25 protein-coding genes are annotated in these 21,832 nt (G+C 72.3%); 4 read left to right on the top strand and 21 right to left on the bottom strand.

The annotated features are described in order from the left end of the window. Positions 1–32 precede the first annotated feature (32 nt). From KOV94_RS09055 to KOV94_RS08965, 19 genes are all read right to left on the bottom strand, one after another. Complete coding sequence (locus KOV94_RS09055) at positions 33–1,652, bottom strand: YndJ family transporter (RefSeq protein WP_218051840.1); 1,620 nt, start codon at positions 1,650–1,652, stop codon at positions 33–35. Continuing rightward, the gene (locus KOV94_RS21225; RefSeq protein WP_308160457.1) at positions 1,649–2,608 is read right to left on the bottom strand and encodes a TetR/AcrR family transcriptional regulator; all 960 of its coding nucleotides are present in this window, start codon (positions 2,606–2,608) and stop codon (positions 1,649–1,651) included. Before KOV94_RS21225 ends, KOV94_RS09055 begins: the two co-directional genes overlap by 4 nt. Before the next feature lie 159 nt (positions 2,609–2,767). Continuing rightward, positions 2,768–3,463, bottom strand: a complete 696-nt coding sequence (gene nucS, locus KOV94_RS09045) for an endonuclease NucS (RefSeq protein WP_124344554.1) — start codon at positions 3,461–3,463, stop codon at positions 2,768–2,770. A gap of 50 nt (positions 3,464–3,513) precedes the next feature. After that, on the bottom strand, positions 3,514–3,927 hold the full coding sequence (locus KOV94_RS09040; protein ID WP_124344553.1) for a DUF2550 domain-containing protein: 414 nt from the start codon (positions 3,925–3,927) through the stop codon (positions 3,514–3,516). A gap of 13 nt (positions 3,928–3,940) precedes the next feature. Beyond that, positions 3,941–4,234 (bottom strand): F0F1 ATP synthase subunit epsilon, encoded by a 294-nt coding sequence (locus tag KOV94_RS09035; RefSeq protein ID WP_124344552.1) that lies wholly within the window; start codon positions 4,232–4,234, stop codon positions 3,941–3,943. A 111-nt stretch (positions 4,235–4,345) separates the two neighbouring features. Continuing rightward, complete coding sequence (gene atpD / locus KOV94_RS09030; RefSeq protein WP_124342280.1) at positions 4,346–5,827, bottom strand: F0F1 ATP synthase subunit beta; 1,482 nt, start codon at positions 5,825–5,827, stop codon at positions 4,346–4,348. Between the two features lie 64 nt (positions 5,828–5,891). Then, positions 5,892–6,791: a F0F1 ATP synthase subunit gamma gene (locus KOV94_RS09025; RefSeq protein WP_124342281.1), complete on the bottom strand. Its 900-nt coding sequence runs from the start codon at positions 6,789–6,791 to the stop codon at positions 5,892–5,894. A gap of 1 nt (position 6,792) precedes the next feature. Further along, positions 6,793–8,421, bottom strand: coding sequence for a F0F1 ATP synthase subunit alpha (atpA, locus tag KOV94_RS09020; RefSeq protein ID WP_124342282.1), 1,629 nt, complete (start codon positions 8,419–8,421; stop codon positions 6,793–6,795). Between the two features lie 78 nt (positions 8,422–8,499). Next, the gene (locus KOV94_RS09015) at positions 8,500–9,312 is read right to left on the bottom strand and encodes a F0F1 ATP synthase subunit delta (RefSeq protein WP_124342283.1); all 813 of its coding nucleotides are present in this window, start codon (positions 9,310–9,312) and stop codon (positions 8,500–8,502) included. Continuing rightward, positions 9,312–9,905, bottom strand: a complete 594-nt coding sequence (locus tag KOV94_RS09010; protein ID WP_124342284.1) for a F0F1 ATP synthase subunit B — start codon at positions 9,903–9,905, stop codon at positions 9,312–9,314. The genes KOV94_RS09015 and KOV94_RS09010 overlap by 1 nt, the downstream gene beginning before the upstream one ends. Then, on the bottom strand, positions 9,902–10,153 hold the full coding sequence (gene atpE / locus KOV94_RS09005; protein ID WP_013771954.1) for an ATP synthase F0 subunit C: 252 nt from the start codon (positions 10,151–10,153) through the stop codon (positions 9,902–9,904). The genes KOV94_RS09010 and atpE overlap by 4 nt, the downstream gene beginning before the upstream one ends. Positions 10,154–10,248: 95 nt before the next feature. Next, positions 10,249–11,052, bottom strand: coding sequence for a F0F1 ATP synthase subunit A (gene atpB, locus KOV94_RS09000; protein WP_124342296.1), 804 nt, complete (start codon positions 11,050–11,052; stop codon positions 10,249–10,251). A gap of 259 nt (positions 11,053–11,311) precedes the next feature. Beyond that, positions 11,312–11,797, bottom strand: coding sequence for a Cg1360 family ATP-synthase-associated protein (locus tag KOV94_RS08995; RefSeq protein ID WP_371852342.1), 486 nt, complete (start codon positions 11,795–11,797; stop codon positions 11,312–11,314). Next, on the bottom strand, positions 11,794–12,906 hold the full coding sequence (locus KOV94_RS08990; RefSeq protein WP_124342285.1) for an MraY family glycosyltransferase: 1,113 nt from the start codon (positions 12,904–12,906) through the stop codon (positions 11,794–11,796). Before KOV94_RS08990 ends, KOV94_RS08995 begins: the two co-directional genes overlap by 4 nt. Beyond that, a complete protein-coding gene (locus KOV94_RS08985; protein ID WP_124342286.1) occupies positions 12,903–13,571 on the bottom strand; it encodes an L-threonylcarbamoyladenylate synthase in 669 nt (222 codons plus the stop codon). The genes KOV94_RS08990 and KOV94_RS08985 overlap by 4 nt, the downstream gene beginning before the upstream one ends. Beyond that, positions 13,568–14,533, bottom strand: coding sequence for a peptide chain release factor N(5)-glutamine methyltransferase (gene prmC, locus KOV94_RS08980; RefSeq protein WP_308160456.1), 966 nt, complete (start codon positions 14,531–14,533; stop codon positions 13,568–13,570). Before prmC ends, KOV94_RS08985 begins: the two co-directional genes overlap by 4 nt. Continuing rightward, complete coding sequence (gene prfA / locus KOV94_RS08975; RefSeq protein WP_218051839.1) at positions 14,530–15,627, bottom strand: peptide chain release factor 1; 1,098 nt, start codon at positions 15,625–15,627, stop codon at positions 14,530–14,532. The genes prmC and prfA overlap by 4 nt, the downstream gene beginning before the upstream one ends. 135 nt (positions 15,628–15,762) lie before the next feature. Further along, complete coding sequence (gene rpmE / locus KOV94_RS08970; RefSeq protein ID WP_124342288.1) at positions 15,763–15,978, bottom strand: 50S ribosomal protein L31; 216 nt, start codon at positions 15,976–15,978, stop codon at positions 15,763–15,765. A gap of 147 nt (positions 15,979–16,125) precedes the next feature. Beyond that, positions 16,126–16,509, bottom strand: a complete 384-nt coding sequence (locus KOV94_RS08965) for an META domain-containing protein (protein ID WP_225916301.1) — start codon at positions 16,507–16,509, stop codon at positions 16,126–16,128. A gap of 219 nt (positions 16,510–16,728) precedes the next feature. On the opposite strand from KOV94_RS08965, the gene KOV94_RS08960 reads away from it, so the two are divergent. Further along, the gene (locus tag KOV94_RS08960; protein ID WP_124342289.1) at positions 16,729–16,911 is read left to right on the top strand and encodes a hypothetical protein; all 183 of its coding nucleotides are present in this window, start codon (positions 16,729–16,731) and stop codon (positions 16,909–16,911) included. Positions 16,912–16,989: 78 nt separating this feature from the next. Here the strand turns inward: KOV94_RS08960 and KOV94_RS08955 are convergent, their stop codons facing one another. Then, positions 16,990–17,337 (bottom strand): TfoX/Sxy family protein, encoded by a 348-nt coding sequence (locus tag KOV94_RS08955; RefSeq protein ID WP_124342290.1) that lies wholly within the window; start codon positions 17,335–17,337, stop codon positions 16,990–16,992. A 71-nt stretch (positions 17,338–17,408) separates the two neighbouring features. Beyond that, the gene (locus KOV94_RS08950) at positions 17,409–18,236 is read right to left on the bottom strand and encodes a DeoR/GlpR family DNA-binding transcription regulator (RefSeq protein ID WP_218051838.1); all 828 of its coding nucleotides are present in this window, start codon (positions 18,234–18,236) and stop codon (positions 17,409–17,411) included. 312 nt (positions 18,237–18,548) lie between these two features. On the opposite strand from KOV94_RS08950, the gene KOV94_RS08945 reads away from it, so the two are divergent. From KOV94_RS08945 to KOV94_RS08935, 3 genes are all read left to right on the top strand, one after another. Beyond that, complete coding sequence (locus KOV94_RS08945; protein ID WP_225916300.1) at positions 18,549–19,820, top strand: ABC transporter substrate-binding protein; 1,272 nt, start codon at positions 18,549–18,551, stop codon at positions 19,818–19,820. An 86-nt stretch (positions 19,821–19,906) separates the two neighbouring features. Next, a complete protein-coding gene (locus KOV94_RS08940; protein WP_235843385.1) occupies positions 19,907–20,890 on the top strand; it encodes a carbohydrate ABC transporter permease in 984 nt (327 codons plus the stop codon). Positions 20,891–20,892: 2 nt separating this feature from the next. Next, the gene (locus KOV94_RS08935) at positions 20,893–21,780 is read left to right on the top strand and encodes a carbohydrate ABC transporter permease (RefSeq protein WP_225916299.1); all 888 of its coding nucleotides are present in this window, start codon (positions 20,893–20,895) and stop codon (positions 21,778–21,780) included. The last annotated feature ends 52 nt before the right edge of the window (positions 21,781–21,832 follow it).

The raw sequence follows: 21,832 nt of genomic DNA, 5'->3' as shown, positions 1-21,832 counted from the left end.
CGCCGCCGGACCCCACGACGGTGCCGCGCCCGTCACCGGTCGCCCCCGCCTGCGAGGGGTGCGGTGGTGCGCGAGGCCGTCCGCGCGCGGTGCAGACGTCGCGCGGCGCCGGCGAGCGCCCGGGCGTACGCGTGCTGCCCGACGCCGACGACCGGCCACGCCACGCGCGTCCACCACGCGGTCGGCAGGGAGAACGCCTCCACGACGAACCACACGCTCCCGTCGGCGCCCCGCTCGACCGCGAACAGCTCCTCCCCGCGGAACGGGTGTCCCGGCAGGGTGCCGTACGCGAACGCGGTGTGGCACGCGGCCTCGTCGACGGCCACCACGACGCACGGCGCCGTCAGACGCAGCCGCCCGACGCCCGGACGGCTCACGACGCGCACCCCCCGTCGCGCCGGACCGTCGGCCTCGACGCGGACGCCCGCCTCCGCCTGGATCCGCCACGCCAGCAGGTCGTCGCCGAGCGCGGCCGCCTCCTCGGCCGTGGCGTGCGCGGCGACGCGCCACCGCCTGGCCGTGCACCGGTAGCCCGCGGGGCGGTCGCCGCGCAGCGTGGCTCCCACCTCGGCGTACGTGAGGCCGTCGCCGCGACCGACGTCGCCGTGCGGGACACCCGAGCCACGACCGACCTCGCCGTGGCGGCCGCCCGCGTCGCGACCACCTGCGCCATGCCGGAGGTCGGCGTCGCGACCACGTGCCTCGCGCGGGACGCGTGGGTGCGCACCGGCGTCTCGACCGAGACCGCGGTCGTCCGCGGTGCCCGGGTTCGGCGACGAGCGGTGCCCGAGCACGGCGAGCCCGACGAGCGTGCACACGACGAACCCCAGCGCGTTGGCGACGCCGTGCGTCGTGACCATGACGTCGAGCCCCGGGTGCGGCAGCCCGAAGGCCTCGCCCACGGCCCACCACAGCGCCGGCAGCATCGCGAGGACGACGACCGCGGCGCCCATGCGGAGCAGCACCCGTGCGCGCCGCGCCTCGAGGGCCGAGGCGCCCCCCGCGCCCGTCACGCGCGACGACCCGCGCAGCACCGCGGCGGCGGCGCACCACAGCGCGACCGTGAGCACGACGGCGCCGACGAGCTCCGCGGTGTCCGACACGAAGTAGCCGCCGAGCACGAGCAGCACCCCGAGCGGGACAGCGCCCGCCGCGACGTCGGCCGCGCGGCTCGGTGCGACCCCCGCCACGAGGCCCGTCACGAGGCATGCACCGAACCCGGCGAACAGCATGTGCGGGACGGTGAGCGTCAGGTACGTGCCACCGAAGCCGAGCAGCCCCCACCCCGCGCGTTCCGTGACGAGCGCGGCCGCCCCGATCGCGGGCGTGACCAGTGCGGTGGCGACCGCCCAGCGGCGCACCCGCACGTCCAGCGTCACGGGCGGGCGCACCAGGACCCGCACGCTCGCCGCCGCGAGCACCAGGCCCGCCAGCGCCAACGGAGTCGCTAGCACCGCCGCGACCGGCCCCACGGGGATCCAGACGCTCACGCCCGCGGCGAGGCCGGCGAGCGGCCACCACGCGGACCCGGGACGCGGGACCACGTGGGCTCCGAGCAGGCGCAGACCGAGCGGCACGACGACCGCCGCACCGATCCCGACGACCACGTGGACGACGGTCAGCGCGGGGGCTCCCAGCACGTCGGTGCTCACGCGCCGTCCGCCGACCCGCCGCCCGGCGACCGCACGTCGGCGCTCACCGTGCCTGCCCGCCGCGCCCCGCCGCCACCCACGACGTGCGCGTCGGCGGTTTCCCGTCCGCTCGCGTCGCCCGCGCGCCCGACGTCGTCGTCCTCGACCCGCATCGCCTCGCGCACGAGGTGCAGCAGGTCGTCCGTGACGCGCCGGGCGACAGGGAGCCGCGCGAGGCTCACGAGGCGGCCCACGAGCGGTGCCGCCCCGTCGACGAGCGCGCGCGTGCGCCGCTGGTCGGGCGACCCGTCGTGCACCCAGAACAGGGTGACGCCGAGCTGCGCGAGCCACAGGAGCTCGGGCAGGTCGGCGCGCAGGTGGCGCGGTACCGCGGGTGCGGCGGCGTCGACGACCTGGCGGAACACGTCGTCGCTGGTCGCGCGCGCGCCGCGGGACGCCGGGGAGAAGGGGCTCGCCGCCGACGTGGGCCGGATCGCCACGGTGATGAACTCCGTCCCGAACGCGTGGTACCCGGCGAACGCGTCCAGGCCGGCGTGCAGCACGCCACGCAGCAGCGTCGGAAGATCACCGCCCGCGGCGAGCATCGCCGCGGAGCGCCGCGCGTGGTCCTGCGTCACGTCGAGGTAGAGCTCCTGGACGAGGTGGTCCTTCGACGCGAAGTGGTAGTAGGCGTTTCCGGTCGCGACACCCGCCTCCTGCGCGACGAGCCGCATCGTCGTCGCCGCGTAGCCGCGTTCCCGGAACAGCCGCAGCGCCGTGGCCCGGACGAGCGCACGCGTGTCGCGCACCTCGCGGGCCCCACGCACCGCGCGGGGCTCCGGCACCTCGTCGGCCCCCCGCACCTCGTCGCTCTCGCTCTCCGGCACCTCGACGGCTTCCGGCACCTCACCAGCCGCGAGCATGTCGCCGTCCGGCGCCTCACGCGCCACGTCGCGACGGGTCTCCGCCTCGTCCATGCCCCAGCTCCTCACGATTGAACATGTTCAACTGAACGTGTTCAACACGGTAGCGCAGCAGGCGCGAGCGCGGAGCGGGGGGTGGTGTGACGCGCGACGCACACCGTCCGGCATCGGAGCCGGAGGGCGTAGGGCGTAGGGCGTAGGGCGTAGGGCGGTCTAGAAGAGGCGCGAGTCGACGTCGTCGACGCCGCGCATGGCGTCGTAGTCCAGCACCAGGCACGAGATGCCGCGGTCCGTCGCGAGGACGCGGGCCTGCGGCTTGATCTCCTGCGCCGCGAACACGCCGCGCACGGGAGCGAGCAGCGGGTCGCGGTTGAGCAGCTCGAGGTAGCGGGTGAGCTGCTCGACGCCGTCGATGTCGCCGCGGCGCTTGATCTCGACGGCGACGGTGCCGCCCAGCGGGTCCTTCGCGAGGATGTCGACCGGGCCGATCGCCGTCGGGTACTCGCGGCGCACGAGCGTGTGCCCGTCGCCGAGCAGCAGGATCTGCGCGGCCAGGAGCTCCTGGAGGTGCGCCTCGACACCGTCCTTCACGAGACCGGGATCGACGCCGAGGTCGTGCGCCGAGTCGTGCAGGACGTCGTACAGGTCGATCTCGAGCCGGTCGTCGGACTTCGTGTGCTGCACGGTCCACACGGCCGTGACGCCCGCAGCGCGGGACTCGTCGTCGGGCTCCCCCACCGCCATCGTGCAGGGTGGGCTCATCCAGTTGAGCGGCTTGTACGAGCCGCCGTCGGAGTGCAGCAGCACGCTGCCGTCGGCCTTGACGACGAGCAGACGCGTCGCCCGCGGGAGGTGGGCGTTGAGCCGGCCGCTGTACCGGGCGGCGCACGAGGCGACGACGAGACGCATGGACGACGACCTTCTGTGAAGACGGGGCGTACGGCGGGGGGACGGAGCCCTCAGATCACCGAGCCGACGTGCGACGGCGTCGCCTCGATCCACGAGGTGAGCCCCGCGTACGCGTCGGGCGCCATCATGAGGTGGACCGTGCGGCCGCTCACGCGGCAGGTGACGACGACGACGTCGGCGCCGCTCGGGTGCGTCCCCGCGACGCGTTCGACGACGGCCAGACCGGAGCGGTCCCAGCGCAGCGACGGGCGGGGCGCGAGCGACCAGCGCCGCCACCAGTAGAGCCGCTGGGAGCCGTACTGGGCGATGCCGAGCGACCACGGTCCGGACTCGGACCGGCCGACGGCGCACCGGAACGAGCCCACCCGCCGCTCGAGCGCGTGCACGCGCGAGACCCACATGAGCACGACGGCCAGGAGCAGCGCGGCAGCGCCGATCAGCAGGCCGACGACCACGGGGCTCACCGTCGCGTCGACCTCAGTGCGTGTCGCCGGCGGAGGCCGGTCGGGTGCCGGACGCGACCGTGTCGACGACGACGGTCACGGTGTCGGAGTCGACGGACAGGAAGCCGCCGTCCACGTGCCAGCGCAGCGGCTCGCCGCCGCCGACCGGCTGGACCCGGACCTCGCCGGGGCGGAGCACCGACAGGATCGGGGTGTGGCCGGCGAGGATGCCGATCTCACCGTCGGCGGCCGGCGCCGACACCTGACGAGCGGTGCCCGACCAGACCTTGCCGTCGGTCGCGACGAGGTCGACCTCGAGGTCAGCCACGGACCTCCTCCTTCACGTTCGATGCGGGGGCGGCGCGCCCTGCGACGCGCCGTCGGCGGAGAACCGACCTCCCGCGCCCGGCGTTGCGGCCGGGCGCGGGACGGACGGGTCTCAGACGCCGTACTCCTTCTGGATGCGGGCCCAGTTGCGCTCGAGGTCCTCGAGCCCGCCGATGTTGAAGAACGCCTGCTCGGCGATGTGGTCGAACTCGCCGTCCGCGATCTTCTTGAACGCCTCGACCGTCTCCGACACCGGGACCGTCGAGCCCTCGACGCCGGTGAACTTCTCGGCCATGTAGGTGTTCTGCGAGAGGAACTGCTGGATGCGGCGCGCCCGCGCGACGACGGTCTTGTCCTCCTCGGACAGCTCGTCGACGCCGAGGATCGCGATGATGTCCTGCAGCTCCTTGTTGCGCTGGAGGATCGACTTCACGCGCGTCGCCACGTCGTAGTGCTCCTGGCCCACGTAGCGCGGGTCGAGGATGCGCGACGTCGAGGCCAGCGGGTCCACGGCGGGGTACAGACCGCGCGACGCGATCTCACGCGACAGCTCGGTCGTCGCGTCGAGGTGCGCGAACGTCGTCGCCGGGGCCGGGTCGGTGTAGTCGTCCGCGGGGACGTAGATCGCCTGGAGCGACGTGATCGAGTGACCACGCGTGGAGGTGATGCGCTCCTGCAGCAGACCCATCTCGTCGGCGAGGTTCGGCTGGTAGCCCACCGCGGACGGCATGCGGCCGAGCAGCGTCGAGACCTCGGAACCGGCCTGCGTGAACCGGAAGATGTTGTCGATGAACAGCAGCACGTCCTGCTTGGCGACGTCGCGGAAGTACTCCGCCATCGTCAGCGCGGACAGGGCGACGCGCAGACGCGTGCCCGGCGGCTCGTCCATCTGGCCGAAGACGAGAGCCGTCTTGTCGAAGACGCCCGCCTCCTCCATCTCGACGATGAGGTCGTTGCCCTCACGCGTGCGCTCGCCGACACCGGCGAACACCGACACACCGCCGTGGTTCTGGGCGACGCGCTGGATCATCTCCTGGATGAGGACCGTCTTGCCGACGCCCGCACCGCCGAACAGGCCGATCTTCCCGCCCTGCACGTACGGCGTCAGCAGGTCGATGACCTTGATGCCGGTCTCGAACATCGTGGTCTTCGACTCGAGCTGGTCGAAGGCCGGCGCCTTGCGGTGGATCGGCCAGCGCTCGGTGATCTCGATGGTCTCGCCCGGCTCGGCGTTGAGCACCTCGCCGATGACGTTGAAGACCTTGCCCTTGGTGACGTCACCGACGGGCACCGAGATCGGCGCGCCGGTGTCGCGCACCTGCGCGCCCCGGACGAGGCCGTCCGTCGGCTTGAGCGCGATGGCGCGGACGAGCGAGTCACCGAGGTGCTGGGCGACCTCGAGCGTCATCGTGAAGGCGCCCTCGCCCTCACCCTGGGCCGACAGGTCGATGTCGACCTGCAGCGCGTTGTAGAGCTCGGGGATCTGGTCCGCGGGGAACTCGATGTCCACGATCGGACCGATGACGCGGGCGACCCGACCCACGCCGGGCGTGCCGGCGGTGGCGGCCGTCTCGTCGACGGTGGTGGCGGTCATGTCTGGCCTCGCTTCGCTCGTCCGGAGCGGCGCTCCGGCATGGTCTGGGGTCGTGCGGTCGGGGTCAGGAGGCCGACGCGAGCGCGTCGGCGCCCGACACGATCTCGCTGATCTCCTGGGTGATCTCGCCCTGGCGGGCCTGGTTCGCCAGGCGGGTGTACGTGCGGATGAGGTCCTCGGCGTTGTCCGTCGCGGTGTGCATCGCGCGCTGACGGGCCGCGAGCTCCGAGGCCGCGGCCTGGAGCAGCGCCGCGAAGATCCGCGACCGCACGTAGCGCGGCAGGAGCGCGTCGAGCACGACCTCGGGGTTCGGCTCGAAGTCGTACAGCGGCAGCGCACCCTTGTCGTCGGCGGGCGCGACGCCCTCGACGACCTCGAGCGGCAGCATCCGGACGACGCGCGGACGCTGCGTCACCATGTTGACGAACTGCGTGTAGACGACGTGCACCTCGGCGATGCCGCCCTCCTCGGCCGGGGCGCGGAACGCGTCGAGCAGCGTGTCCGCGATCTCCCGGGCGACGTCGGGGGACGGTGCGTCCGAGTGACCCGACCACTGCGCCACGAGCTCGCGCCCACGGAACGTGTAGTAGGTCACCGCACGACGACCCGAGACGTAGAGGGCGACCTGCTTGCCCTCGCCCTCGAGCCGTGCGATGAGCCGCTCCGTCTCGCGGATCACGGACGCCGAGTAGGCGCCCGCCATGCCGCGGTCGGAGGCGACGAGCAGGACCGCGACGCGCTTCGTGTCCGACCGCTCCACGAGGAACGGGTGGGACACGTTGGAGTGCGTCGCGACCGCCGAGACGGCGCGCGTGATCGCCCGCGAGTACGGCGACGCCATGCTCACGCGGTCCCGCGCCTTGCCGATGCGGGACGCAGCGATCAGCTCCTGCGCCCGGAACATCTTCTTGAGCGACTGGGTGGACTTGATCCGCTGCTTGTAGACGCGCTGCGATCCGGCCACGTCAGGCCTTCTTCTGCCGGACGATCTGCTCCTGCTCGACCTCGACGTCCGCCGCCTCGTCCGCCTTGCCGACGAGCGGGGTGCCGTCTCCCTTGAGGAAGCCGTCGCGGAAGTCGTCGACCGCCTTCGCGAGGGCGTCCGTCGTCTCGTCGTCGAGCTTGCCCGTCGACGCGATCGTGGTGAGCACCTCGGTGTTGCGGCGCAGGTGGTCGATCAGCTCGGACTCGAAGCGGCGCACGTCCTCGACCGGGACGTCGTCGAGCTTGCCCTTGGTGCCGGCCCAGATCGACGCGACCTGGTCCTCGACCGGGAACGGCGAGTACTGGCCCTGCTTGAGCAGCTCGGTGAGGCGTGCGCCACGGGCGAGCTGGGCGCGCGACGTCGCGTCGAGGTCGGACGCGAACATCGCGAACGCCTCGAGCGAGCGGAACTGCGCCAGGTCGAGCTTGAGCGTGCCGGAGACCGACTTCATCGCCTTGACCTGCGCGGCACCGCCGACGCGGGAGACCGAGATGCCGACGTCGACCGCGGGACGCTGGTCGGCGTTGAACAGGTCGGACTGGAGGAAGATCTGGCCGTCGGTGATCGAGATGACGTTGGTCGGGATGTACGCCGACACGTCGTTCGCCTTGGTCTCGATGATCGGCAGGCCGGTCATCGAGCCCGCGCCCAGCTCGTCCGAGAGCTTCGCGCAACGCTCCAGCAGGCGGGAGTGCAGGTAGAAGACGTCACCGGGGTACGCCTCGCGGCCCGGCGGGCGGCGCAGCAGCAGCGACACGGCGCGGTACGCCTCGGCCTGCTTCGACAGGTCGTCGAACACGATGAGGACGTGCTTGCCGCCGTACATCCAGTGCTGGCCGATGGCCGAGCCGGTGTAGGGCGCCAGGTACTTGAAGCCGGCGGGGTCGGACGCGGGAGCCGCGACGATCGTCGTGTACTCGAGCGCGCCGGCCTCCTCGAGGGCGCCACGCACGGAGGCGATGGTCGAGCCCTTCTGGCCGATGGCGACGTAGATGCAGCGGACCTGCTTGGTCGGGTCGCCCGACTCCCAGTTCGCCTTCTGGTTGATGATCGTGTCGATCGCGATCGCCGTCTTGCCCGTCTGGCGGTCGCCGATGATCAGCTGACGCTGGCCACGGCCGATCGGGATCATCGAGTCGATGGCCTTGATGCCGGTCTGCAGCGGCTCGTGGACCGACTTGCGGGCCATGACGCCGGGGGCCTGCAGCTCGAGGGCACGACGACCCTCGGTCGCGATCTCGCCGAGGCCGTCGATCGGCTGGCCGAGCGGGTCGACGACGCGGCCCAGGTAGCCGTCGCCGACGGGCACCGAGAGCACCTCGCCGGTCCGGCGGACCTCCTGGCCCTCCTCGATGCCGGTGAACTCGCCGAGGACGACGACACCGATCTCGCGGACGTCGAGGTTCAGCGCGAGGCCGAGCGTCCCGTCCTCGAAGCGCAGCAGCTCGTTCGCCATCGCGCCCGGCAGACCCTCGACCTGCGCGATGCCGTCGCCGGCCAGCGTGACGCGGCCGACCTCTTCGGACACCGCACCGCTCGGCTCGTAGCTCTTCACGAAGCTGTCCAGCGCGGCCCGGATCTCCTCCGGCCGGATCGTCAGCTCAGCCATTGTTCCTTCTCCTCATCGGACGCACGCGGTGCGTGCGGTCTCACAGGTCATGGGTGCACTCGCGGGGGCGGGCACCGGTCAGCTGGCAAGTCGTCGTCGGGCGTCGGCGAGACGCGCCAGCACGGTCGCGTCCACGACCTGAGGGCCGACCTGCACGCGCAGGCCACCGAGCACGTGCGGGTCGAGCACCACGTTGAGCTGCACGACCCGCCCGTAGGCGCGCTCGAGGATCTCGGCGAGCCGGTCACGCTGCGCGGCGCTCAGCGGCGTGGCCGTCGACACCGTCGCGACCTGCCGCTGCCGGCGGGCCGCGATGAGGTCCGCGAGGTGGCCGAGCGCCGCGACGTAGCGACGGCCGCGCGGGGCGGCGGCGAGCCGCTTCGCGAGCGTCGCGGTCACCGGCGACGTCCGCCCGGCGAGGATGTCCTCGACGAGCTTCGCGCGAGCCGCGGCCGGCACGGTCGTGTCGAACAGCGTCCGACGCACCTCGCGCTGCCCGGCGAGCGCGCGCGAGAAGCGGAAGAGCTCCTCCTCGACGCGGGCCAGGGAGCCGTCGGCCTCGGCCGTGGCGAGCACCGCGTGGAACGCGAGGTGCTCGGTCGCCTCGGTCAGGTCCTCGTCGGCCGACCAGCGCGACCGGACGAGCCCCTGGGCCGCGTCGACGACCCGGGGGTCGGCAGCGGCGAGCAGGCGCCCGACGAGCCCGGCCTTGGCGTCGCCGTCGATCGACGGGTCGGCCAGCGTCCGGCGCAGCGAGCCGGAGGAGTCCAGCGCGTCGACCAGGGCGAACAGCTGCTCGCCGAGCTCCGACGACTGCGCACCGGCAGCATCGAGGACCGGCTCCCACCGCTCCTCGGCCGCCGCCAGCGACGCCCGACTCGTCCCGCGCATCAGTTCCCCTTACCTGCGTCCGCCGTGCTGGCGGTGTTGGCGGCGAGCTCGTCGAGGAACCGGTCGACGACGCGCGACTGGCGCACCTCGTCCTCCAGGGCCTCGCCGACGATCTTCGACGCGAGCTCGGTCGCGAGGGTCCCGACGTCCTGCTTGAGCTGGACGGCGGCCTGCTGACGCTCGGCCTCGATCTGGCGGTGCGCGGTCTCCGTGAGGCGTGCGGCCTCCTCGGACGCCTTGGTGCGCGCCTCGGCGACGATCTGGCTGCCCTCGCCGCGTGCCTCCTCGCGGATGCGAGCGGCCTCGGTACGGGCCTCCTGGAGCTGTGCCTGGTACTCGTCACGAGCGGCGGCGGCCTCGGCCTGGGCCAGCTCGGCCTTGGCCAGACCGCCCTCGATCTTGGCGGTGCGCTCGTCGAGGATCGCCTGGAACTTCGGGAGCGCGTACTTGTAGAACGCGATCGCGATGATCAGCAGGACGACCGACGACCAGAAGATGTCGTACGGAGCGGGGATGATCAGGTCGATGCCCTGAACCTCCTCGCCCCCTTCCGCGGCCGTCACGAAGGCCGCGGGGAGCGCGGCGAGGCTCACGGGAAGAGGAAGCCCGTGATCAGGCCGAGGAGGCCGAGGACCTCGACGAAGCCGATACCGATGAACATCGTCGTGCGCAGCTGGCCGGCGACCTCGGGCTGGCGGGCGATGCCCTCGATCGTCTTGCCGATGAGGATGCCCAGACCGATACCGGGGCCGATGACGGCGAGGCCGTAGCCGACGGTCGCGATGTTGCCCGAGACGGCGTCCGCCGCCGCGAGGATGGTGCTGGTGTCCGCAAGAGCCACGGTTGCTCGTTCCTTCCGTTGGGTACCCGACCGGTCGGCCGGCTACTCGATCGTGGGGTGAGGACCGCGGGGGCCCTCGGGGGTGGGGACGACGGTCAGTGTTCCTCTTCGACCGACAGGCTGATGTAGACGGCCGTCAGGACGACGAAGATGTACGCCTGCAGCGCGGCGACGAACGCCTCGAACAGCGTCATCGCGAAGCCCGAGACGAAGGTCAGGGCGCCGAACGCCTTCATGGCGGGCGCGGCCTCGAAGATGAAGTACTGGGTGGCCGAGAAGCAGAGCACGAGCATGAGGTGCCCGGCGACCATGTTGGCCATGAGTCGGATCGCCAGCGTGGCGGGCCGGATGATGAAGACCGTGAGGAACTCGATCGGCGTCAGCAGGACGTACATGAACCACGGCACGCCCGGGGGGAACAGGCTGGCCTTGAGGAAGCCGCCCACGCCGTGCGCCTTGACGCCGGCGCCGAGGTACATGACGTAGACCCACAGCGCGAGCACGACCGGCAGGCCGATCAGCGACGTCCCGGCGATGTTGAGGCCCGGGATGATGCCCGTGATGTTGAACGCGAGGATCGCGAAGAACAGCGTCGTCAGCAGCGGCACGTACTTGCGCGCACGGTCCTTGCCGAGGATCTCCTCCGCGACGTTGACGCGGACGAAGTCGAGCAGGAGCTCGATGCCGTTCTGGAAGCGGTCCGGGACCAGCTTCGCGCGCTTCGCCGCGATGACCATGATCACGACGAGCGCGACGGCCGCGATGACCCGCACCATCTGGATCCGGTTGAACTCGAAGATCGTGCCTTCGAACAGGATCGGCGGCGGGAAGAAGTCCGTGATCGACGGCGCATGGAATCCACCGCTCTCGCCCTCGTGCGTGGCGAACGGCGCGATCATCGCGAGGCTGGACAGAGCGAGCTCCTGGTGGTCGTGATGCACCGCGGCCCGCGTCGTCGTGGGCATGCGAGCGGCACCTGGCCGTCATGGATGGCAGGAAGCCTAACCTATGAATCCGCCGCTCCTGCACCGCCGTCCGCCCTCCCCGGGGGACCTTCGACCCATCCGGCGGAGCGCGCCCGCGTGGCGGGTCCGGGCGGGCCCGGACGACGTGCTGCCGCCCCCGCGCGCGAGGCGCGCGAGAGGCGGGGAGCGGGTGTCAGGCGGAGGGCTCGACGTACGGGACGCGCCCGCGCGAGACCGCCCGGTAGTCCAGGTAGGCCGACCCGAGGACGCCCGCCGCGAGCACCGCGGCGAGGACCGGCTTCGAGTAGAAGTCGAGGTCGCGGAGGAGCGCGAGGACGACGATCACGACGATCACCTTGCCGAGCCACGCGCCCATGACGACGGCCGCCATCTTCTGCGGCGACGAGTGCGACGTGGCGAGCATCGACACGACGGTCGTGCCCGAGAACACGAGCGCGAGCCCGACACCGATGAGCGCGCCCCACACCCCGGGCAGGCCCGCGACGAGCCAGCCGATGCCGACGCCGAGGACGGTGAGCGCACCGAGGAGCAGGAGCGTGTCGCGCAGCGCGGTGCGGAAGACGGCGTCCGCCGCGGCTCCCGTGGTGCCGGGCTGCCGCGCGGGGGCGGTCGTGGCGGGCTCGGGGACGTCGGGGCGGTCGGCCGGGTCGGTCGTCACGGTGTCTCCAGGGGTGGGGCGGTGGACCGGTCCCGCAGGGGACCGAGGGTGAGCAGGGTCGCGGCCAGCACGCCGACGCCGAACGCGACGAGCACGGCCGTCGTCGACCACACGACGAGCGCGGCGACGCCGAACGCGAAGACGCCCGTCCAGACGTACATGATCGCGACCGAGCGCCGGTGCGAGTGGCCGAGCGCGAGCAGGCGGTGGTGCAGGTGCATGCGGTCGGGGTGGAACGGCGACTTCCCCTGGCCGACGCGCCGCAGGACGGCGAGCGCCATGTCGAGCAGCGGAAGCACGAGCACGGCGAACGGCAGCAGCATCGGCAGGTACGCGGGGAACTTCTGCCGGTCCATGACGCTCTCGAGCTCGATCTGGCCCGTGATGACGATCGCGGCGGCGGACATCACGAAGCCCAGCAGCATCGACCCGGAGTCGCCCATGAAGATGCGCGCGGGGTACAGGTTGTGCGGCAGGAATCCCAGGCACGCGCCGACGAGGACGGCGAGCACGAGCGTCGCGAGGCTCGCGTAGTCGTCGCGGCGGACGTCGACGATGAGCTGGTACGAGTAGAGGAAGAAGGCGGCGCCGCCGATCGCGAGCACGCCCGCGGCGAGGCCGTCGAGCCCGTCGACGAAGTTCACGGCGTTCATCGCGACGACGACGGTGAGGATCGTGATGACGACCCAGGTGCGGTTCGACAGCAGCGTCGTGCCGGCGATGGGCAGCTGGTAGAGGATCACGCCCTGCCAGGTCAGGAAACCGGCGGCGAGCACCTGGCCGATGAGCTTGGTGAGCCAGTCGAGGTCCCAGATGTCGTCGGCGACGCCGAGCGCGACCACGAGCGCCGCTCCGCCGACGATGCCCACGATCGGGTGGGGGTTGTCGTACACGCCCGCGAGGAACGGCATCCGGCTCGAGACGAGCAGCGCGACGAGGATGCCGGCGAACATCGCCATCCCGCCGAGCCGCGGGGTCGGGATCGCGTGCACGTCCCGCGTGCGGACCGCGGTGATCGCACCCCAGCGCAGCGCGCACCAGCGCGCGAGCGGCGTCATGAGGAACGTGACCGAGGCCGCGACGAACAGCGCCAGGAGGTAGACCCTCACGGGCCGGGCTCCGCGGGCGGGGCAGGCGGCTCGACGGCGGCGACCTCCGCGAGCTGCTCGAGCGTGAGGGCACCGGCGCGCACGAGCCGCAGGGTCGGGCCGGTCGCGTCGACGATCGTGGAGGCGACCTGACCGGGCGCGTCACCCGCGTCGAGGTAGACGGCGACGGCGTCGCCGAGCTGGTCGAACGCGTCCTGCGCGGTGACGGCGGCCGGCGACCCGGTCCGGTTGGCGCTCGACACGGCCATCGGGCCGGTGCGGCGCAGCAGCGCGAGCGCGCTCGGGTGGTCGGGCACGCGCAGCGCGACCGTGCCGTGCGTCTCGCCCAGGTCCCACGCGAGCGACGGCTGGGCGCGCACGATGAGCGTGAGCCCGCCGGGCCAGAACGCCTCCGCGAGCGCGCGCGCCTCCGCGGAGACCTCGGTGGCGAGGCCGTCGAGCGTGCGGACGTCGGGCATGAGCACGGGCGGCGGCATCTGCCGGCCGCGGCCCTTCGCGTCGAGCAGGGCCTGCACCGCGGGCGGGGTGAAGGCGTCGGCACCGATGCCGTAGACGGTGTCCGTCGGCAGGACGACGAGGGCGCCGCGGGAGACCGCAGCGACCGCCTCGTCGATCGCGGGACCCCAGGTGGACGGATCGGACGCCGGCAGGATGCGCTCGCTCACGAGGGGGAGTCTCCCACGTCCGGCTGTCCGTCCAGGACGGTCCCGGACGTGCCCGTGGGGACGTCCGCGGCTCCCCCGGCGACGCCTCGGCGCGCCACGAGCATGCGGGGACGGCCGGTCAGGTCCGGGCGGCTCGACACGTCGACGAAGCCGCCGGTCGCGTGCGCGACGTCGCGGGCCGCGGCGTCCTGGACCTCGGCGTGCTCCATCACGAGCAGGCCGCCCGGGCGCAGCAGCCGCAGCGCGGCGGCGACGACCGCGCGGGGCACGTCGAGGCCGTCGGCGCCGCCCCCGTAGAGCGCGAGGTCGGGGTCGTGGTCCCGCACCTCCGGGTCGACCGGCTCGGCGTCGGGCGGGATGTAGGGCGGGTTCGACACGAGCACGTCGACGCTCCCGGCGAGGTCGGCGAGCAGCGCGGGGTCACGGACGTCCCCGAGCTCGACGCGCACGTCGGCACCGGCATCGGTCGCGTTCCGCCGGGTGAGGGCGACGGCGGCGGGCGACGCGTCGACGGCCGCGACGCGACTGCCGGGCACCTCGGTCGCGACGGCGAGCCCGAGCCCGCCCGCGCCGCAGCACAGGTCGACGACGACGGGCGCGGCACCGGTCGCGACGAGGCGCGCGGCCTCGTCGACGGCGACCTGCGCGACCACCTCGGTCTCGGGCCGCGGCACGAACACGCCGGGCTCGACGTGCAGCGTGAGCCACCGGAACGTCGTGCTGCCGACGATGTGCTGGAGCGGCTCGCGACGCCGGCGCCGGTCGACGAGCACCGCGTACCGCTCCGCGAAGCCGTCGGGGACCGGGGGTGCGAGGACCAGGTCGAGGCGGTCCAGCCCGAGCGCGTGCGCGGCGAGCGCGGTCGCGTCGACGCGCGGCGACCCGACGCCCGCCTCGGCGAGCACACGCGTGGCGCCGTCGACGAGCGCGCGCAGCCCCGGCGTGGGCGGTGCGGTCGTCACGACTCCCCCGCGTCGCCGGCGGACGCGAGCCGCGCGGCCTCGTCGGCGTCGACCGCGGACTGCACGACCGCGCCGAGGTCGCCGCCGAGCACGGCGTCGAGGTTGTACGCCTTGTAGCCGGTGCGGTGGTCGGCGATCCGGTTCTCCGGAAAGTTGTAGGTGCGGATGCGCTCGGAGCGGTCGACGGTGCGCACCTGCGAGCGGCGGGCCTGCGACGCGGCGGCCGCGGCCTCCTCCTGCCGCGCGGCGAGGAGCCGGGCGCGCAGCACGCGCATCGCCTGCTCGCGGTTCTGCAGCTGCGACTTCTCGTTCTGCATCGACACGACGATGCCGCTGGGCAGGTGCGTGATGCGGACCGCGGAGTCGGTCGTGTTGACCGACTGCCCGCCCGGGCCGGACGAGCGGTAGACGTCGATGCGCAGGTCGTTCGGGTCGATCTCGACCTCGCCCTCGTCCTCCGCCTCGGGCAGCACGAGGACGCCCGCCGCCGAGGTGTGGATGCGGCCCTGCGACTCGGTGACCGGGACGCGCTGCACGCGGTGCACACCGCCCTCGTACTTCAGGTGCGCCCAGACGCCGTCCTCGGGGGCGACGGCCCCGCGCGCCTTGACGGACAGGTGCACGTCCTTGAACCCGCCCAGGTCGGACTCCGTGGACTCGAGCACCTGCGTCTGCCAGCCCATGCGCTCGGCGTACCGCGTGTACATCCGCAGCAGGTCGCCCGCGAACAGCGCCGACTCCTCGCCGCCCTCGCCGGCCTTGATCTCGAGGATGACGTCGCGCGCGTCGTCGGGGTCGCGCGGGACGAGCACGTCGCGCAGCCGGGTCTCGGCGGCGCGCGCGGCCTCCTGCAGCCCCGGCAGCTCGGCGGCGAACGCGTCGTCGACCTCGGCGAGCTCGGCGGCGGCCTCGGCGTCGTCGGCGGCGGCCCGCCACGCGCGGTAGGCCTGCGCGACGCGTCCCAGCTCGGCGTACCGGCGGCCCAGGCGGCGCGCGAGCGCGGCATCCGCGTGCACGGCCGGGTCGGCGAGCTGCGCCTCGATCTGGGCGTGCTCGTCGAGCAGGGGCTGGGCGGCGGCGTTCGCCTCGCTCATGGGTGGTGGCTCCTCCGGCGGCCGGTCACGGGTCCCGGCGTCGGGCCGGGCGCACAACGCAGCAGCGCCGGTACCCGGGCGGACACTGCCATGGAGGGCAGTCGTCCGCGGCCGGGCACCGGCGCTGCGGAGGTGCTAGTTGGCCGACTTCTTGCCGTAGCGCGCCTCGAACCGGGCGACGCGGCCACCGGTGTCGAGGATCTTCTGCTTGCCCGTGTAGAACGGGTGGCAGGCGCTGCAGACGTCGGCGTGGATCTTGCCGCTCGTCACGGTCGAGCGCGTGGTGAACGTGTTGCCGCAGGTGCAGGTGACCTCGGTGACCACGTACTCCGGGTGGATGTCAGACTTCACAGGGCTTCTCCTTGTTGGGGTGTCCCCGGGTCCCGGCGCGCTGCGCGCACGGGTGAACCGCAGACCAACAGACGATTGTGCCAGAACGCCGACGGGCGTCGAAATCTTCCCGACGGGCGCACGCCCGGCCGGGACACACCCCGACGGTCAGGCCCCTCGGCTCAGCGTGCCGATCTGCTCGCCCGACGCGTCGTAGACCACGAGCTCGTCGCCCTCGACCTCGCCCGTGGACGCCCCTGACAACCAGTCGTCGACGCCCTCGCACGCCATCTGCGTGACAGCGAGGTCCCCGAAGGTGACGTCCTGGTCCTCGCCCTCGGACCAGGTGCCGGTGATCCGGTTGCACCCGTCCGTGCCGGAGACCGTGCCGTCCTCGTCGATGACGAGCTGCGGCTCGCCCTCGGCGTCCTCGCCCCACGTGCCGACCGCGTCGGCGGGCTCCTCGCCCGCCGCGCACGCGACGAGCGCTGCCGCTGCCACCACCAGCCCGATCACGCCCGCTGCCGGACGTCCCCACGCGTACCGGTTCATACCGGGCACGCTAGCAGCGGCGCGCACGCGGTGCCCGGCGGGGGACCGTGCGCCACCGACCCGTTCGGAGCAACCGCGTCGCTGCTGGTCAGCGCGTTTCCGTCGGTCGGATCTCACATCGTGGATTTGACCCGGTCGCCCTCCGCGAGACGTGCGCGCCGCCCCGAGCGCCCGAGGACGATGGACGGTACGAGCACTCTCACGAGGAGCTGAGCACCAATGACGGTGTGCCTGCACGTCTTCCGCGGCGACCCCGACGGCAAGACCCCTGTCCCCGGTACGTCCACGCTGCGCACGGCGACGTGCGTCCGCTGCGGTCGGCGCCGCACCTACCAGCAGCGCTGGCCGGGGCGCGACCGCGTCCCGAACGCCGCGCCCGACGCGTTCACGCCGCGGACCTGACGCGATCGAGCCGCCACGGCCCGGCCGGTCCGCCGCGGCCGACCCGTCGCGGCCGTGCCGGCGGGGCGCGCAGGTCCGTCAGTCCTCCGCGCCCGGCTTGGGCGGGAGCGACCGCGCATGGTCGACACCCGCGTCGACCCACGGCGCGAGGTCGTCGTCGTCCTCGACGGCGGACGGCTCGACGAGCAGCCAGCCGGCGGCGTGGCGGCCGTTCATGACGAACGGCCTGGTCCCGGGCTCGGTGAGCAGGCGCGCGGTCTCCTCGGCCGGGACGCGGACCATGACCGCGCCCTGGCGACCGCTCACGCCCACGGCCATGTGCCCGCCGACGAGGAACGCGACCCCGCCGAACATCCGTCGCTCCACCACGGGCACCCGTGCCCCGACGAGCGCGCGCACGCGCCCGGCCAGCACCTCGTCGACCATCGCGCTCCCCTTCCGGCGAGGCGTCCCGCGGACGGGCGGACCGACGACCGGCGCCCTGCTGCCCCGACGGCTCAGTCTGCCGCGACGAGGACCTCGACGTCCCGTGCCCGGAGCGCGTCGTGCAGGTCGTGCGGCGGCGCGACGTCCGTGACGAGGTAGTCGGCGCGGCCGAGGTCGGCGATCTGCGCGAACAGCCGGCGGCCGAACTTCGAGGAGTCCGCAAGGACGGCGACGCACGCGGCGCGGTCCATCATGTCGCCCATCATCTGCGCCTCGGCGAGGTTGCTCGTCGAGTAGCCCGCGTCGACCGCGACCGCGCCCACCCCGATGATCGCGAGGTCGCAGCGGATGTCGAGCTCGGGACCTCCCGCGAGCGCCGGGAGCCGCACCGGGCCGACCGTGGCCTGGGCGCTCGCGCGCACGGCCCCGCCGAACACGTAGAGGTCGCGGTAGACCTTCGGCGCGATCTCGGTCGCGAGGCGCAGGCTGTTGGTCGCGATCGTGAGGTCGCTGTGGTCGGCGAGGTGCCGTGCGAGCGCGAGCGTCGTGGTGCCGGCGTTGACGACGATCGCGAACCCGTCGTGCACGAGCGTCGCGGCGAGCGCGCCGATGCGCTCCTTCGCTGTGGTCTGCAGCCGCATGCGGACGTCGAGGCCGGTGTCGGGCCGCGGGATCGCGGACGTGCTGACCGCACCGCCGTGCGTGCGGATGAGCACGCCGTCGGCGTCGAGCGCGTCGAGGTCCCGGCGGATGGTGTCGGCGGAGACGTCGAAGCGGTCGGCGAGCTGCGCGACGGTCACCTCGCCGACCTCGGCCACGTACGCGGCGAGCTCGGCCTTGCGCCCGGCCGGGAGCCGCCGCGCGGTGCTCCCGGCGTCGGTGGCGGTCGAGGAAGTCATGCAGGAACTTGTAGCACACCGGTGCGTACTTTTGCGACTGTCTGCGGCGTTGCGCGTCGCCGCAGGAACCCGCAGATGGGAGCGTTCCCGCGGACGCCCGCCCAGTTCAGGGCACTGATACGTCCACGACCTGCGGCGATGGCCTGCGGTAATCGTCGGCGCCCCGCACATCACCGCTCGCAAACCCGGCGCTTGACGACATCCGGGGGCGCAAGTACGGTCTTGAAACACGCAGATGTGCGCAAGAGTCCGCATGAAGCGGCACTCACGATGGCAACCGAGATGAGGTGGGTCATGGGCAACGGAGCTCGGATGACACGAGCTGTGGCGACGCTCGGCGCGGTCGCGCTGGTGGCGACCGCGTGCAGCGGCGGTGGGTCCGGCGGCTCGGGCGACGGGGAGAGCGGCGGCGACGTCACGCTCGAGTTCTCCCAGTGGTGGGAGCCGGAGCTCCCCGACGGCGAGTTCCGCGCGCTCATGGACGAGTTCGAGGACGCCAACCCCGGCATCACGGTCGAGCTCCTCAGCGGCCCGTACGCCTCGACCAAGGAGCAGGTGATCGCCGGCGCCGCGGCCGGGACGATGTCCGACGTCGTCGGGCTCGACGGCGCGTGGGTCAACGACTTCGCCAAGCAGGGCGCGATCGCCGACCTGTCGTCGATCATGTCCGACGCCGGGTACGACGACAGCCAGCTGGTCAGCCAGGTCGCCGTCGACGGGTCGACGTACATGATCCCCGTCGTGAACTTCGTGTACCCGATGTTCACGAACGACGCGGTGCTCTCGCAGGCCGGTGTCGCCGCTCCCCCGGCCACGCGCACCGAGTTCGCCGACGCGGCGCAGAAGATCACCGGCCTCGGCAACAACACGTACGGCTGGGTCCTCCCGCTGTCGCTCGAGGCGCCCAACGGCGTCCAGAACGACGTCATGTCGTGGGTGTGGGCGTCCGGCGGCTCGATGCTGAAGGACGGTCAGCCCGCACTCGTCGACAACCCCGACGTCTCCAGCGGCGTCGAGTTCGTCGCGGACCTGTGGGACTCCGGCGTCGTCTCGCCCGGCGCCTTCACCATGAAGGAGCAGGACAAGGTCGAGGAGTTCACCAACGGCCGGGTCGGCATGATGATCGACTCGCTCGCGCACGTGAACACCATCCGCGAGGCCAACCCGGACCTGAAGTTCAGCATCTCGGCGATCCCGGCCGAGGACGGGTACACCGGCGAGCGCGGCATCCCCTACGCCTCGTGGGGCATCGGCATCTCCGAGAACAGCGAGCACAAGGCCGAGGCCTGGAAGCTCGTCGAGTTCCTCATGAGCAAGGACACGAACTCGCAGCTGTCGTCGATCGCGCACGCGTTCCCCGGCAACACCGAGTCGGTCCCGGACTTCGTCGAGGAGGACGAGCTCTTCGGCACGGCGTTCGAGATCTACCAGAACGGCTACCCGGCCAACGAGTTCACGGGCCTGCCCGTCGCCGAGCAGCTCATGCGCGACTTCAGCGAGGAGCTGCAGCGCGCGCTGCAGGGCGACCAGACCGTCGACGAGGCCCTCGCGGCCGCCCAGGAGAAGTGGGAAGCGGAGTTCTAGGGGCGCACCACCCCTGACCCGGACCGGCCGCGCCAGGTCGACCCCCCGAACGCCTGGCGCGGCCCCATCCCCCGAGGAGACAGCCAGTGATCACGTCCCACCCCACCCGGGCGCGCACGGACGACCACCCGGTCGCCGTCGCCGCGGGACCGGAACCCAGCGGGGCACCGGCACCCCGCCGCGGGCTCACGCTCGCGCAGCTGCGGGCCCGGTTCACGCCCTACGGGTTCCTGACCCCGACCGGCGTGCTGCTGATCGTCCTGATGGTCACCCCGATCGTCATGGTCGTGCAGTACTCCCTGATGGACCGGGTCATCACGAACAAGAACCCCGCGTTCGTCGGCTTCCAGAACTACCTCGAGGTGCTCACCGACCCGGTGTTCACCGTCGCGGTGCGCAACACGCTCGTCTTCACGGTCGGGTCGGTCGTCGCGCACTTCGTCATCGGGCTCGCGTTCGCGCTGCTGCTCAACACCCCGCTGCTCAGCCACCGCGTCAAGGCGTTCTTCCGTGTCCTGTACGTGCTGCCGTGGCTGTTCACCGTCGCGATCATCGCGGTGCTGTGGCGGCTGCTGCTCAACCCGAACGGCGTCGTCAACTACCTGCTCGGCACGTTCGGGCTCACCGACGGGCAGACGCAGTGGCTGTCGGACCCGTCGACCGCGCTCGGCGCCGTCACGTTCATCAACATCTGGTCCGGGTACCCGTTCTTCATGATCAGCCTGCTCGCCGGTCTCCAGGGCATCCCCCGCGACCTGTACGAGGCGGCCCGCGTCGACGGCGCCGGCTGGTGGGGGCAGTTCCGCAACGTCACCCTGCCGCAGCTCCGCCCGATCATCGTCTCGATGGCGCTGCTCGACTTCATCTGGACGACGCAGCAGTTCGCGCTCATCTGGATGACGACCGGCGGCGGCCCGATCACGTCCACCGAGATGCTCTCGACCTTCACCTACAAGCTCGCGTTCACCCAGTACGACTTCTCGGTGGCGTCCGCCGCGGCCGTCGTCGTGCTGCTGCTCTCCATGGTCCTGGCGTTCTTCTACGTCCGGCACCAGAAGGCGAGGGACTGACCATGACCACCCTGGCTCCCACGGTCGCCACGACGACCGACCGGCCCCCGCTCCGGACGGCGCCGAAGCAGACGGGCCGCAAGATCGCGGTGATCGCGGCGCTCGTCGTCGGCGCGTGCTTCTCGGCGCTGCCCGTGCTGTGGATGCTGTCGAGCTCGTTCAAGCGCAACCCGGAGATCTTCGCGTACCCGCCGCGGCTGATCACGGACGGCTTCTCGTTCGACGCCTACACGACGATCCTCACCGACCCGGTGAAGCTGCGGTTCTTCCTCAACTCCTACGTCGTGGCGATCTCCGTGACGCTGCTGACGCTGGTCGTCGCGGTGCTGGCCGCCTACGCGTTCAGCCGCTACGACTTCTGGGGGAAGAAGACGATCAACGTCGTCGTCGTGTCGGTGCAGGCGGTCCCGCCCATCACGCTGCTGATCCCGTATTTCGGCCTGGTGGTGGCGCTCAAGCTCTACAACACCTATCCCGGCCTCATCCTCACGTACATGGTGTTCACGCTGCCCTACGCGATCATCATGATGACCGGGTACTTCAACACGCTCCCGAAGGAGCTCGACGAGGCCGTCAAGGTCGACGGCGCCGGTCCGATGACCGCGCTGTGGCGAATCCTCGTCCCCATCTCGGTGCCCGGCCTGGTGTCGGTCGGGATCTACACCTTCATGATCGCGTGGAACGAGTTCCTCTTCGCGCTCACCCTGACCCGGACCGAGGACATGCGCACGGTCCCCATCGGCATCCAGCTCCTCATGGGCCAGCACTCGTACGAATGGAACGAGATGATGGCGATGAGCATTCTCGGATGCATTCCCGTCCTGGTGCTCTTCCTGTTCTTCCAGCGATTCTTCATCGGTGGGATGACGGCCGGCGCCGTGAAGATCTGACCGATTCCCGCCAGATTCCTCCCCTGGAATACCGCTGCACGACCCGCAAGAA

This window comes from Cellulomonas algicola (assembly GCF_019024305.1).
In the GTDB taxonomy this organism is placed as follows: domain Bacteria; phylum Actinomycetota; class Actinomycetes; order Actinomycetales; family Cellulomonadaceae; genus Cellulomonas; species Cellulomonas algicola.
This window is presented reverse-complemented; position numbering and strand designations above follow the sequence as displayed.